Here is a 12,667-nt window from a genome sequence, read left to right as displayed (position 1 = left end):
TCGGCGATCATTTCGCCGAAAAGAAGAAGGCGGCCACGTCGCCGCGGCCGCCTTCTTGAAATCAAAATCCCAAAGGCCGGATCAGTGGCCTTCGATCACCGCACCAGCCGATCCCCAGACATAGATCGCCGAGAACAGGAACAGCCAGACTACATCGACGAAGTGCCAGTACCAGGCGGCCGCCTCGAAGCCGAAATGCTGCTTGGGGGTGAAATCACCCTTCATCGCGCGGATCAGGCAAACCAGCAGGAAGATGGTGCCGATGATGACATGGAACCCGTGGAAGCCGGTCGCCATGAAGAAGGTGGCGCCGTAGATGGAATCCTTGAAGCCGAACGGAGCGTGTATGTACTCGTAGGCCTGCACCATGGTGAACAGCATGCCGAGGCCGACGGTCAGCACCAGGCCGTTGATCAGGCCCTTGCGATCGCCATGGATAAGCGAATGGTGCGCCCAGGTGACCGTGGTGCCCGACAGCAGCAGGATGATGGTGTTATAGAGCGGCAGGTGGAAGGGATCGAGAACCTCCATGCCCTTCGGCGGCCAGACACCACCGGTAAATGTGTGGCGCGCATAGTTCTGCACCTCACCGGCAAAAAGGCTGGCGTCGAAATAGGCCCAGAACCAGGCGACGAAGAACATCACCTCAGACGCGATGAACATGATCATGCCGTAGCGCAGATGCAGCGACACGACACGCGTGTGATGGCCCTCATGCGCTTCCTTGATCGTGTCCGACCACCAGGCGAACATGGTGTAGAGGACGATCACCAGGCCGATGAAGAACAGCCACGGATTGGCGATGTTGTGGCCGAAGATCGGGAAGGAGCCGCCCTTCAAATACTCCATGAGGCAGACGCCGCCAAAGGCGGTGACGAGTGCGCCTACCGATCCCAGGAAAGGCCATGGGCTCGGATTAACCAGATGATAGTCATGCTGTGGTTTTGCGTGCGCGTCTGCCATATCAACCCCCGAGATTTGCTTCGGTATCTGAAACTGTCTTGCTGGTGCCTTGTACCGGCTCCGAAGAGGCAACCGGCTTGTTCTTCTCGGCCGGGAACATCGTGTAGGACAGCGTGATCGTCTTCACGTCCTTCAGTTCCGGCACATTCACGATATCGGGGTCCACGTAGAACAGGACCGGCATGTCCAGCGTCTCGCCAGGCTTCAGCGACGTATCGGTGAAGCAGAAACACTCGACCTTGTTGAAATACGGGCCCGCCAGTTCCGGCTGCACGTTGAAGGTGGCGCGGCCGGTGACGGGGCGATCGAACTTGTTGGTCGCCTGATAATGCGCCTGCACGGTCTCGCCTATCTTCATGCTCATTGAGCGCTGGACCGGCTGGAATTCCCACGGCACACCGGCGACATTGGCGTCGAAACGCACGGTGATCTCACGGTCGAGCACACGGCCAGCATACTGCTTCTCGACACGTTGCGTCGTGCCGCCATAGCCGGTCGCCTGGCAGAACATTTTGTAGAGAGGCACGGCGGCATAGGCCATGCCGATCATGCCTGTGAAGAAGGCAAGGCACACCGCAGCGACGATGCGGTTGCTGTTCTTGCCGGTCGGTTTTTTGGACGTCTCGACGCTCATCACATCGTGCCCAGATTGTGGCCGAACTTGATGATCGTGGCGATGTAGAAAATGACGACAAGCACCGCCAGCGCCACGCCGATCGCGATGGACCGGCTGCGCTGGGCCTTCCTCTGACGCTCGGTCAAGGTGACCGTCTCAAGCTTTTCCTCGACCATGATCATGCCCCACCCATGGCAAGCGCGCGTTCGACAACGCTGTCGGCCAGGTAGGCAGCGAAGATGGCGAAGAGATAAAGCAACGAATAGGCGAACAGCGCCTTGGCCGGCTTCATGGCGCGGTCGTCGTCGGCCATACCGAGCACTTTCCACGCATACCAGACAAAGCCAACCCCAAGCAGCATGGCGGCCACGCCATAGAAAGGCGTCGTGTAGCCGAGCAGCCACGGCGCCACGCCGACCGGGGCCAGCACCAGTGCATAAGCGAAAATCTGACGGCGGGTCGACGCGTGGCCGGCGACATTGGGCATCATCGGGATGCCGGCACGCTCATAGTCCCCCGACTTGAACAGCGCGAGCGCCCAGAAATGCGGCGGCGTCCACAGGAAGATGATCAGGAACAGGACGATGCTTTCGAGGCTGACCGATCCGGTCACCGCGGCCCAGCCGATCACCGGCGGAATGGCGCCGGCCGCGCCGCCGATGACGATGTTCTGCGGCGTCCAGCGCTTCAGCCACATCGTGTAGACGACGGCATAGAAGAAGATGGTGAAGGCCAGCAGCGTTGCCGACTGCCAGTTGACCAGCACGCCGAGCGTCATCACCGACAGCACCGACAGCACCAGGCCGAAGCTGAGCGCCTCGTGCGGCTGGATGCGGCCGGACGGCACCGGACGGCTTGCGGTCCTGGTCATCACCGCGTCGATGTCGGCGTCGTACCACATGTTGAGCGCGCCCGAGGCGCCGGCGCCAATGGCGATGGACAGGATGGCGATCACAGCCAGCAGCGGGTTGATGGTCACCGGGGCGGCGACAAGCCCGACAAACGCCGTGAACACTACCAGCGACATTACGCGCGGCTTCAGCAGGGCGAAGAAATCGCCCGCCGTCGCTTCCGACATGCGGAAGCCCGCTTCGTCAATGCTGGTTTCGTCGACTAGGGCCATGCGTACTCAGTCCATCATTCCGTTGGCCAAAACCGCCGGCGGGCCGGCGGTTTTGTATTCGGGCGGGAGCCGCCTTACTTGATCTTCGGCAGCTGCTCCCACTGGTGGAACGGCGGCGGCGAAGGCAGCTGCCATTCGAGCGTGGTGGCACCCTCGCCCCATGGGTTGGCGCCGGCGATCCGCTTCTTCTGGAAGGCTTCGAACACGCCGTAGAGGAAGATCACCACGCCGACGGCCGAGATATAAGAGCCGATCGACGACACGTAGTTCCAGCCGGCAAACGCGTCCGGATAGTCGATGGTGCGGCGCGGCATGCCGGCCAGGCCAAGGAAGTGCTGCGGGAAGAAGATCAGGTTGACGCCGACGAAGGTGACCCAGAAGTGGGTGTTGGCGATCACGGGCGAATACATGTAGCCGGTCATCTTGGGGAACCAGTAGTACCAGCCGGCGAAGATGGCGAACACCGCGCCCAGCGACAGCACGTAGTGGAAGTGGGCGATGACGAAATAGGTGTCGTGCAGCGAGCGGTCGAGGCCGGCATTGGCCAGCTGGACGCCGGTGACGCCGCCGATGGTGAACAGGAAGATGAAGCCCAGCGCCCACAGCATCGGCGTCTTGAACGAGATCGACCCGCCCCACATCGTCGCGATCCAGGAGAAGATCTTCACGCCCGTCGGCACCGCGATGACCATGGTGGCAAAAACGAAGTAGCGCTGCGTGTCGAGCGACAGGCCGGTCGTGTACATGTGGTGCGCCCAGACGATGAAGCCGACGGCGCCGATCGCGACCATGGCGTATGCCATGCCGAGATAACCGAACACCGGCTTCTTCGAGAAGGTCGAGACGATGTGGCTGATGATGCCGAAGCCCGGCAGGATCAGGATGTACACTTCCGGATGGCCGAAGAACCAGAACAGGTGCTGGAACAGCAGCGGATCGCCGCCGCCATCGGGGGCGAAGAAGGTGGTGCCGAAATTGCGGTCGGTGAGCAGCATGGTGATGCCGCCGGCCAGGACCGGCAGGGACAGCAGCAGCAGGAAGGCAGTGACCAGCACCGACCAGGCGAACAGCGGCATCTTGTGCAGCGTCATGCCCGGAGCGCGCATGTTGAAGATGGTGGTGATGAAGTTGATGGCGCCGAGGATCGACGAGGCACCGGCGATGTGGATCGACAGGATCGCCAGATCCATGGCCGGGCCCGGCTGACCCGAGGTCGACAGCGGCGGATAGAGCGTCCAGCCGCCGCCGACACCGTAGGCGCCCGGCGCACTCGGCACGAACATCGAGGTGAGCAGCAGGATGAAGGCCGGCGGCAGCAGCCAGAAGGAGATGTTGTTCATGCGCGGGAACGCCATGTCGGGCGCACCGATCATGATCGGCACCATCCAGTTGGCGAAGCCGCCGATCAGCGCCGGCATGACCATGAAGAAGATCATGATCAGCGCATGCGCGGTGGCGAAGGCATTGTACATGCTCTTGCCGCCGTCGACCGCTGCGTCACCGTTCATGCCGTAGACCATCTGCGCCAGACCGCTGAATATCTGGATGCCAGGCTCCTGCAGCTCCATGCGGATGGCGACCGACAGCGCGCCGCCGATGATGCCGGCCATGATCGCGAAGATCAGGTAGAGCGTGCCGATGTCCTTGTGGTTGGTCGAATAGACCCAGCGCACCCAGCCATGATAAGGCTTGTGGTCGTGGCTGTCGTGAGCTGCAGCGTCTGCCATGTTCCGCTCCGTTCCCTAAATCTTACTAACCCGCGGCATCAATTGCCGGCGGCCGCTACCTTGTTCTGGCCATCGACCTCGGCCATCAGCGTCTTGTTGGCGCCGGGCAGATCGGTCTTGGCCGCAGCCAGCCAGGTCTTGAACTGCGCGTCGGAGACGACACGAATGGCGATCGGCATGAAGGCGTGGTCCTTGCCGCAAAGCTGCGAGCACTGACCATAATAGAGGCCTTCCTTCTCCGCCTTGAACCAGGTCTCGTTGGTGCGCCCCGGAATGGCGTCGATCTTGATGCCGAAGGACGGCATGGCGAAGGAGTGGATCACGTCGGTCGCGGTGACGAGCACGCGCGTCATCGTGTTGACCGGCACCACCAGCTCATTGTCGACGGCGAGCAGGCGCGGATAGACCTTGCGATCCTCCTTGCCGGCCTTGGCGCGGTCGCCATCCTGGAGGATGGCCGAATTGAAGGAGAGCGTGTTGTCGGTCTGGTATTCATAGTCCCAGTTCCACTGGTTGCCGGTCGCCTTGACGGTCAGCTTGGCTTCCTCCGGCGGAGTGTACTGCGCGGTCAGGAGCTGGAATGAGGGGATGGCGAGACAGAGCAGGATCACGACCGGGCCGACGGTCCAGATCACCTCGATCAGCGTGTTGTGGCTGGTCTTGGAGGGAACCGGGTTTGCGCTCGCGCGGAACCTGACGATGCAGTAGGCGAGGAGAAGCAGCACCAGAATGGTGATCGGGACGATGAACCACATCGTGTAGTTCCCGAACCATTCGATCTGCCGCATCATGTCGGTCGCCGGCGCCTGGAAGGTCGTCTCCCACGCCACGGGCTGGTCTGCATGGGCGGACGTGACCGCGAAAAGCGCGGTGGCAGCCCCAGCACTGGCTAGAAACTTGGCGTCTGCTAGGAAATTTCTCATCGCCCTCTTCGTCTCCCAGTTCCTCGCGGCGGTGCCAACGAGAATAACGAACAATGCCGGGACGGGAATCCCGACAGTCTCAAACTGGTTCAAACCATACTCTTTTTCCCTCCGCAAGAAAGGAGCGGAGGAAACTGTGCGGCATTTTTGCGCGCAAGGTGAGACGGCTCTTCCGGGGCAGCGGCGATGGCGGCGAATCGCGTATGTCCGGCAGGTTGCTCGCCTCATGTTGGCGAGGTGCGCGATGCGTCGTAATTCAGGCGAATTTGACAGAGAAAAGCGCTGTATTGCCTGTTTCGGGACAGTTCGGCAGCGGTCTCGTCCTTTACTTGGCATTGGCGCGGCTTAAAGTGCCGTGATTCGCAATGGAGCCGTCATGAACTCTTGGCTTTCGAGACTGGGGCATACGAGACCGGAGCTTTCGAGCACCTTGGTCAAGGCCATGTTTCTTGCCGCTTTGTCCGCAGCCGGTCTGTTCGTGGCCGGTCAGGCCAATGCCGCCCAGCCGAGCGGCACGGTGCGCTCGACGCATGGCGCCTGGTCGATCATCTGCGACACGCCGGCGGGCGCCACCTCCGAACAATGCGTGATGATGCAAAATGTCGTCGCCGAGGACCGTCCGGAGATGGGGCTGTCGGTGGTCGTGCTGCGCACCGCCGACAACAAGGCCGAGATCCTGCGCGTGCTGGCGCCGCTCGGCGTGCTTTTGCCGAACGGGCTCGGCCTCAATGTCGACGGCAAGGACATTGGCCGCGCCTATTTCGTGCGCTGCTTCCAGGACGGCTGCTATGCCGAGGTCATCCTCGAAAAGCCGCTGCTCGACACGCTGAAGACCGGCACGTCGGCGACGTTCATCGTCTTCCAGACGCCGGAAGAAGGCATCGGCATCCCTGTCGACCTCAAGGGTTTTGCCGACGGCTTCGCCGCCCTTCCCTGATCCCGAGCTTGGCGCAGAACCAGGTTCTGACGCAGCTCTCCTGAATGCCGCATCTGAATGCCGCATCGGCTGGCCGTCGTCATTCGCCGACGCCGATCGTCATTGCCGATTGTGCGAGCGCGGCTTCGCGCCTACATCGGGGGAAAGCAATCTTCCCACGGACGGACGCGCCATGAACAGCCTGATCGGCCAATTCGATATTTCCGACGATCGCATCAAGCAGATCGTCGCCGACACCATCAACGGCGCCGACGACGGCGAACTGTTTCTCGAATACAGCGAGAGCGAGGCGCTGATGTTCGACAATGGCCGGCTGAAGACCGCCAATTTCAACACCGACCAGGGCTTTGGCCTGCGTGCCGTCGCGGGTGAAGCCAGCGGCTACGCCCATTCGAGCGACCTCTCCGAAGCCTCGCTGCTGCGCGCGGCCGCTGCGGTCTCGACCGTCAAGGGCGGCTATTCCGGAACGCTTGCCGCTGCCCCTGCCCGCACCAACCGCCATCTCTACGGCGACGAGAACCCGATCCCCTCGCCCTCCTTCGAGGCCAAGGCGAAGCTGCTGCAGGAAATCGACGCCTGGCTGCGCGCCGAGGATCCACGCGTGCGCCAGGTGACGGCCTCGCTCGCCGCGTCCTGGCAGCATGTCGAGATCGTGCGCGCCGACGGCCAGATGGTGCGCGATATCAGGCCGCTGGTCCGCATCAACGTCTCGGTCGTCGTCGGCGACGGCGACCGCCAGGAAAGCGGCTCCTACGGCATGGGCGGACGCAAGGCATTCGGCGACTTCCTGATCGAGGACAGCTGGAAGCATGCCGCCAAGGAAGCGCTGAGGCAGGCGCTGGTCAATCTCGAGGCCATCCCAGCTCCGGCCGGCACATTCGACATCGTGCTGTCCAGCGGCTGGCCGGGCGTCATGCTGCACGAGGCCGTCGGGCACGGGCTGGAAGGCGATTTCAACCGCAAGAAGACCTCGGCCTTCGCCGGCCTGCTGGGCCAGCAGGTCGCCGCCAAGGGCGTCACCGTCGTCGACGACGGCACCATCCCGGAGCGGCGCGGCTCGCTCACCGTCGACGATGAAGGCACGCCCTCGGCCCGCAACGTGCTGATCCAGGACGGCAAACTGGTCGGCTACATGCAGGACCGGCAGAACGCACGACTGATGGGCATGAAAGCCACCGGCAACGGAAGGCGCGAAGGCTACGCGCACCAACCGATGCCGCGCATGACCAACACCTACATGACGTCAGGCGACATGGAACCGGACGAGATCATCGCCTCGGTCAAGAACGGCATCTACGCCGTCTCCTTCGGCGGCGGCCAGGTCGACATCACCTCAGGCAAATTCGTGTTCGGCTGCACCGAGGCCTACATGATCGAGAACGGCAAGGTGACGCAGCCGATCAAGGGCGCCATGCTGATCGGCAACGGGCCCGACGCCATGCACCGCGTCTCGATGGTCGGCAACGACATGAAGCTCGACAATGGCATCGGCATGTGCGGCAAGGCCGGACAGGGCGTGCCGGTCGGCGTCGGCCAGCCGCATCTCAGGATGAACCAGATGACGGTGGGCGGCACCAGGGTTTGAGGCTCGAGCCGTTCCGGTAACATCGCCCGCCAAAGTGATGTTTCCGAGTTGGGGCGGCCTGACAATGTCCAGATCCAAAATCGTCATCCTGACGGGCGCCGGCATTTCGGCGGAATCGGGCGTCGCGACCTTTCGCGATCCCGATGGCGTCTGGGCCAAATTCAACCTTGAGGACGTTGCGACGCCCGAAGGCTTTGCTCGCGACCCCGCCAAGGTGCAGGATTTCTACAACATGCGGCGGCGGCAGATGGACGGTGTCGGGCCGAACGCGCGCGCCGCCGGCGCCTTGACGATCGAACTCAACCTAAAGTGCGCCGGCTGGGCCTCCAGCTTCGACGAACAGTTGGAAGGACCGGCGACACAAGTGGTGCCGGCTTTCGTGGGGCGGATTCTTTCGGGCGTCGGCTGACAGTCCGTGTCGCCTCGGAAATCGGGGCGATCAATATCCGCGTATATCGAGAGAGGAACCATGATGGTCAACGGAAAAAATTTCAAAGCCGTCAGTTCATCCGATGATCAAGTCGCACAAGCTGCTCCGGTCCTTCCTTTAACGCGGCCTGAGGACGTGTTCGCGTCCCTGCCCCGGAGGGCCAAGCCGAAGACGCTGGGAGAAATGGATGCGGGGGTGCTCGCCGAAGCACCCCGACGCCGCGTTAGCGATTGATGCCAACCAGATCGTCCGCGATCATCACCTTGAAGTGAACACAATTCGCATTAGGAAATTAGTAACTGTTAAACTGCCTGGGCTGCCTTTTTGCGCACGACGCAGCACCAGTTCCTCGTTGCGATGGTGGTTTCGGCAATGCGGCATTCTTCGGTCCTGACTTCGTCAATCCTGCTTGGCTTGGTTTCGTTGATCGGCGCGACAGCGCTGCAAGCCGCTCCGGCAGCAGCACAGTCGACGTGGTTCAAAGTACGATCGACGCAATCTTCTGCCGTCACGGTCGGTGGTCCTACCAGCGTCCCCTACGGCTGGGTCGATTTCTGCCATCGCCGGCCAAAAGAGTGCAAGGTGCCCGCTCTGCCGGCCACGAACGTCAAGCTGACCGCGCAGAACCTGCGCACTCTGAAGCGGATAAATCAAAAGGCGAACAGTTCCATCAAGCCCGTCAGCAATTTCGACCACTGGGGCACGATGGCGGACCACTGGGATTACCCGGTTGACGGTAAGGGTGACTGCAAGATCTACGCACTCTACAAGCGCAAGCTTCTTCAGGAGGCCGGGTTCCCCCGGCAGGCGCTGCTGATGACCGTGGTGCACGACCTCGACAATGAAGGCCACACCATCCTGACGGTGAAAACCGACAAGGGCGATCTGGTCCTGGACAATCTGGTCGACGAAATTAGGCCGTGGAACGCGACCGGCTACTACTTCGTGAAACGCCAGTCGCAGCAGAACCCGAATATCTGGGTGTCGATCAACCAGCGGGGCGGCACGCCGCAGACCCTCACGAACGTTGCCAAGCTCGTAGATTGAGCAACCTTTGTGGCCGTAGCAGTCCAGGCGCCACCGACGTCTGATGAGTTTCAGCGCTCGGGATGAAGGAATTGCCGCCAGCCTAGGCTGGCGGCAATAGCCGAAATCAGCTGTTGATCAGGTGGCCTTGCCACCGTTCTTCTTGCAATCGGCCCGGAACTTCTCGCGCGCCTTGCCGTGGAGCTTCTTGGCGTCCGCGAGTGCGGAACATTGCTTGGAAATCGCGGTCTTCTCCGGCGTCATGGCAGAGGCCGCCGATTTCTTCGCCGGGGCGGCCGTGGTGGCGGCCGGGGCAGCCGTGGTCGTGGTCGCTGCTGTCGTCGCTGCCGCGGCGACTCCCGTCGCTATGAACCCGGCCAGGGCGATGGACGTCAGAACGCTTGCAATCCTCATTGTGCTCACTCCGTTGAGACCCCCCGGCGCCGACTGGGTACCAGCGGGCCGAGGCACTGCGCAATCTTGGTCGTGGCCAACCACGCAGTTGTGATCTGATCGCGGGTAGCCGTCACGGCCAGCCATGTATTGTCGCCGGCCGACACAGCCGGTTACCTCACACAACGCGACCAGCGACGCGTTTCAAGCCTTTGTCTCATGCATGTCCCGACCCAAGCCGAACCACCTCTGGCCGACATGCGTTATTTCTTGCAAGCGGGCTCATTGGGGTGCCCGCAAGACGGCTTCTTGACGGCCGGCGGCTGCGGCTGCGGCGGCCTTGGCTGTGCCTGCCGCTGTGCCTGCCGCTGCACCTGCTGCTGCATTTGCTGCTTCGGCTGGGCGTGGAACTCCGGCCTCTGCGGCCTGGGCTGACCCTGCACCTTCAGCTGCGGGTTGCCGTTGTTGACCTTGAATTTCTGCTGGACATTGCCACCACCATTTCCGTTGGCAGGCAAACTGTGGAATTTGGGACCGTTGCCATTGCCCTGTGCCCCATTGCCTTGCCCATTGGCCTGACCGTTCGTCTGGCCGCCGCCCTGATTGTGAAGCTTCTTGAACTTGCCGTTGGGCGGGTTCTGGCCTGAATTCTGGCCAACAAGCGCTGGTGGGTTGTTCACCCCATTCGCCGCGGACGTGCCGTTGGCGCCCGGGATCTTGCGCAACTTGGCATCCTTGCCGGTCTTGCCGGTTGCATTCTGGCCTTGCCCATTGCCCTGGCCATTGGCCCCGTTTTGCCCATTAACCACCGGGTTGCCGGTCACGGCGTTTCCACCTGCCGTGGCCTGATTGTTCAGGAGCTTCCTGGACTTGTTCTTCGGCAGGTTCTGTCCATTGAGCACCGGCTTGCCATTGACGAGCGGCAGCGTGTTGCCGTCGGCGCCGGGCAAGGCATGACCCGTCCGCTTGTCGGCAGGCAATGTCTTCGACAGCGGCGTGACACCGCCCGGCTGCTGCCCACCCTGCCCCGGCTTCGGCGGGAGGCCGCCCGGGTTCTGCTTCGGCAGATTCGGGTTGTTGGGCAGGTTCTGCCCATTCAGCACCGGCTTGCCATTGACGAGCGGCAGCGTGTTGCCGTCGGCGCCGGGCAAGGCATGACCCGTCAGTTTGTTGGCAGGCAATGTCTTCGACAGCGGCGTGACACCGCCCGGCTGCTGGCCACCCTGCCCCGGCTTCAACGGGAGGCCACCGGGATTCTGCTTGGACAGCACGGTTTCCTTTTTCTGCAGGAAGGCCGGCAACGCGACCTTCGTTGCCAGCGCCGCCGCACCCAGGCCCACGGCGCCAGCAGTCAGTTTCTGGCCGGTGGTGAGGCCACCGCCCTGGTTGTTGTTCTCGTTGATCGTCGTGTTGTTGATGATCGTTGTGTTGTGGATGTTGTTGAAGATGACGTCGTTCGGCGGCGGGGAGATATCACGCGGCGGGTTCACCCAGGCAGGCACCGGCACGAAAACAGGCGTCGGCAGAAGGAAGATTCCGACTGGCGGCGGCGGCGGTGCCAGTTCAATGAAGTCGCGCGGCCGCGGCGGCAGGAAGATGACCGCCACGGGTGGCGGTGGCGCGAAATCGAATTCCGGGTCGTCGAAATAGAGCACGGGCCGGTCGACATAGACGATCTCATCGGGCGGTGGCGGCGGCACGTCGTAGGCGTAGACGGTAAAGCCCTGCGGCGGTTCAAGCGCGGCGTCGAAATGCTCGAGCCTGCGCCTTGCGTCCCAGGCGTGCGGACCGTGCGGATAGCGATCGAGATAGGACCAGTAGGCTTCGGGCGTGTCCCTCAGCCAGGTCTGGCGCCAGGTGATCGCCTCGCGCCGCGCCGCCAGGATCGCGCGCACGCGCCTGGCCATCGGATCGTGGGGATAGGCGACCAGAAAATCCTCGTAGCCACGCATCGTGTCGCGATCGACAGCCGCGATATAGGCATCATGCGCATCGAAGTCGCGGATTTCCTTGGTCCGCATGGCGCCGACCTCGGCTGACGACACCTGCCGCGGCGGGGCATCCGGCCCGCGGTCGAAGAAGACGAAAGGCTCCGTGATCTTGGAGGCGTTCCAGGGCAACTCCGCACCCTGCGTCACCTCGTTGACGCGCAGGCGCGTGCGGTCGAAAACATCACCAAGCTGCAGGCCGCCATCCCTGATCATCTCGGCAAGCGCCTGCGCATAGGCGCCGTAAGGTCCTTTGCCTTCCGGCGCGACCGTGCCCGGGGCGGCGTTGAAGGCGATCAGCATGTTCGGGTCGGGATCGACCAGTGCAAGGCCGCCAGCCAGCGGCTGGTTCGATTTGGCGAAGGAGTTTGGCCGCGCCGCATCGAGCACGACGATGTTGACCTTGGTCGGCAGCGCTGCAAGCGGCTTGGTGAGGTCGGAGATCCGCACCGCGGCCATCGGCACGTCAGCGGCGTTGGCGATCTGGGCATCGACGGGCGCGAAATAGTTCTCGCCCTCGAACTGCAGGCCCTGGCCGGCCAGATAGACAAACACCACGGCGTCGGGACCGGCTGCCGTCACCTTGGCGAGGAAATCGCGATAGGCGCCGCGCAGCGATTCCTGGTCGACGTCGCGCGCGCCGACCACGTCGAACCCCGCCGCTTGCAATGTCTGGGCAATCAGGCCGGCATCGTTGGCCGGCGTCGCCAGCGCGCCCGCCGGATAGGCGGCATTGCCGATGACGAAGGCAAGGCGCTTCTGGCTTTGCGCCAGCGCCAGGGCTGTCGACCCGAACGCGAAAATGGAGAGGGCGAGGAAGAAAGCGAGAAGTTTCGAGACCGTCCGCATTACGATCATCCGTCAGTGAGAGTGCCGAATCTTCCGCCCCAACCGGACTAGGCTGGCACAAGAAGGCGGCTTTGCGGCGTCAATCCGGCCGCTTTGGGCCGGGAGAG

12 protein-coding genes are annotated in these 12,667 nt (G+C 62.8%); 4 read left to right on the top strand and 8 right to left on the bottom strand.

What is annotated here, in order from left to right; all coding sequences use genetic code 11:
* Positions 1 to 81: 81 nt before the first annotated feature.
* From ACVILI_RS13380 to coxB, 6 genes are all read right to left on the bottom strand, one after another.
* Positions 82 to 963, bottom strand: coding sequence for a cytochrome c oxidase subunit 3 (locus ACVILI_RS13380; RefSeq protein ID WP_019856993.1), 882 nt, complete (start codon positions 961 to 963; stop codon positions 82 to 84).
* Position 964: 1 nt separating this feature from the next.
* Positions 965 to 1,597: a cytochrome c oxidase assembly protein gene (locus ACVILI_RS13375; protein ID WP_038645422.1), complete on the bottom strand. Its 633-nt coding sequence runs from the start codon at positions 1,595 to 1,597 to the stop codon at positions 965 to 967.
* Entirely contained in the window at positions 1,597 to 1,755 is a 159-nt protein-coding gene (locus ACVILI_RS13370; protein WP_080512128.1) for a hypothetical protein, read from the bottom strand. The genes ACVILI_RS13375 and ACVILI_RS13370 overlap by 1 nt, the downstream gene beginning before the upstream one ends.
* 2 nt (positions 1,756 to 1,757) lie before the next feature.
* Positions 1,758 to 2,702, bottom strand: a complete 945-nt coding sequence (locus tag ACVILI_RS13365) for a heme o synthase (protein ID WP_038645420.1) — start codon at positions 2,700 to 2,702, stop codon at positions 1,758 to 1,760.
* Between the two features lie 74 nt (positions 2,703 to 2,776).
* The gene (ctaD, locus tag ACVILI_RS13360) at positions 2,777 to 4,429 is read right to left on the bottom strand and encodes a cytochrome c oxidase subunit I (RefSeq protein WP_019856990.1); all 1,653 of its coding nucleotides are present in this window, start codon (positions 4,427 to 4,429) and stop codon (positions 2,777 to 2,779) included.
* A gap of 38 nt (positions 4,430 to 4,467) precedes the next feature.
* Entirely contained in the window at positions 4,468 to 5,352 is an 885-nt protein-coding gene (gene coxB, locus ACVILI_RS13355) for a cytochrome c oxidase subunit II (protein ID WP_027046617.1), read from the bottom strand.
* Between the two features lie 376 nt (positions 5,353 to 5,728).
* Here coxB and ACVILI_RS13350 point away from each other — a divergent pair, with 376 nt between their 5' ends.
* The 4 genes from ACVILI_RS13350 to ACVILI_RS13335 all read left to right on the top strand — a co-directional run bounded on the left by ACVILI_RS13350 (position 5,729) and on the right by ACVILI_RS13335 (position 9,351).
* The gene (locus tag ACVILI_RS13350) at positions 5,729 to 6,289 is read left to right on the top strand and encodes an invasion associated locus B family protein (RefSeq protein WP_027046616.1); all 561 of its coding nucleotides are present in this window, start codon (positions 5,729 to 5,731) and stop codon (positions 6,287 to 6,289) included.
* A gap of 172 nt (positions 6,290 to 6,461) precedes the next feature.
* Positions 6,462 to 7,874: a metalloprotease TldD gene (gene tldD, locus ACVILI_RS13345; RefSeq protein WP_019856987.1), complete on the top strand. Its 1,413-nt coding sequence runs from the start codon at positions 6,462 to 6,464 to the stop codon at positions 7,872 to 7,874.
* 64 nt (positions 7,875 to 7,938) lie between these two features.
* Entirely contained in the window at positions 7,939 to 8,283 is a 345-nt protein-coding gene (locus ACVILI_RS13340) for a Sir2 family NAD-dependent protein deacetylase (protein ID WP_084791746.1), read from the top strand.
* Positions 8,284 to 8,676: 393 nt separating this feature from the next.
* The gene (locus tag ACVILI_RS13335; protein ID WP_167470411.1) at positions 8,677 to 9,351 is read left to right on the top strand and encodes a transglutaminase-like cysteine peptidase; all 675 of its coding nucleotides are present in this window, start codon (positions 8,677 to 8,679) and stop codon (positions 9,349 to 9,351) included.
* Between the two features lie 117 nt (positions 9,352 to 9,468).
* On the opposite strand, the gene ACVILI_RS13330 is transcribed toward ACVILI_RS13335, so the two are convergent.
* A complete protein-coding gene (locus ACVILI_RS13330; protein WP_038645418.1) occupies positions 9,469 to 9,744 on the bottom strand; it encodes a hypothetical protein in 276 nt (91 codons plus the stop codon).
* 242 nt (positions 9,745 to 9,986) lie between these two features.
* Positions 9,987 to 12,569: a caspase family protein gene (locus ACVILI_RS13325; protein WP_457102464.1), complete on the bottom strand. Its 2,583-nt coding sequence runs from the start codon at positions 12,567 to 12,569 to the stop codon at positions 9,987 to 9,989.
* Positions 12,570 to 12,667 lie beyond the last annotated feature (98 nt).

Source organism: Mesorhizobium sp. USDA 4775 (assembly GCF_054062655.1).
The sequence above is the reverse complement of the archived record's forward strand: the minus strand, read 5'-3'. Positions and strand labels throughout refer to the sequence as shown.

Coding starts and splice junctions, on each gene's coding strand:
- ACVILI_RS13325 (WP_457102464.1), bottom strand. CDS start 12,569: ATGATCGTAATGCGGACGGTCTCGAAACTTCTCGCTTTCTTCCTCGCC.
- ACVILI_RS13340 (WP_084791746.1), top strand. CDS start 7,939: ATGTCCAGATCCAAAATCGTCATCCTGACGGGCGCCGGCATTTCGGCG.
- tldD (WP_019856987.1), top strand. CDS start 6,462: ATGAACAGCCTGATCGGCCAATTCGATATTTCCGACGATCGCATCAAG.
- ACVILI_RS13375 (WP_038645422.1), bottom strand. CDS start 1,597: ATGAGCGTCGAGACGTCCAAAAAACCGACCGGCAAGAACAGCAACCGC.
- ACVILI_RS13330 (WP_038645418.1), bottom strand. CDS start 9,744: ATGAGGATTGCAAGCGTTCTGACGTCCATCGCCCTGGCCGGGTTCATA.
- ACVILI_RS13350 (WP_027046616.1), top strand. CDS start 5,729: ATGAACTCTTGGCTTTCGAGACTGGGGCATACGAGACCGGAGCTTTCG.
- ACVILI_RS13380 (WP_019856993.1), bottom strand. CDS start 963: ATGGCAGACGCGCACGCAAAACCACAGCATGACTATCATCTGGTTAAT.
- ACVILI_RS13335 (WP_167470411.1), top strand. CDS start 8,677: ATGCGGCATTCTTCGGTCCTGACTTCGTCAATCCTGCTTGGCTTGGTT.
- ctaD (WP_019856990.1), bottom strand. CDS start 4,429: ATGGCAGACGCTGCAGCTCACGACAGCCACGACCACAAGCCTTATCAT.
- ACVILI_RS13370 (WP_080512128.1), bottom strand. CDS start 1,755: ATGGTCGAGGAAAAGCTTGAGACGGTCACCTTGACCGAGCGTCAGAGG.
- ACVILI_RS13365 (WP_038645420.1), bottom strand. CDS start 2,702: ATGGCCCTAGTCGACGAAACCAGCATTGACGAAGCGGGCTTCCGCATG.
- coxB (WP_027046617.1), bottom strand. CDS start 5,352: ATGAGAAATTTCCTAGCAGACGCCAAGTTTCTAGCCAGTGCTGGGGCT.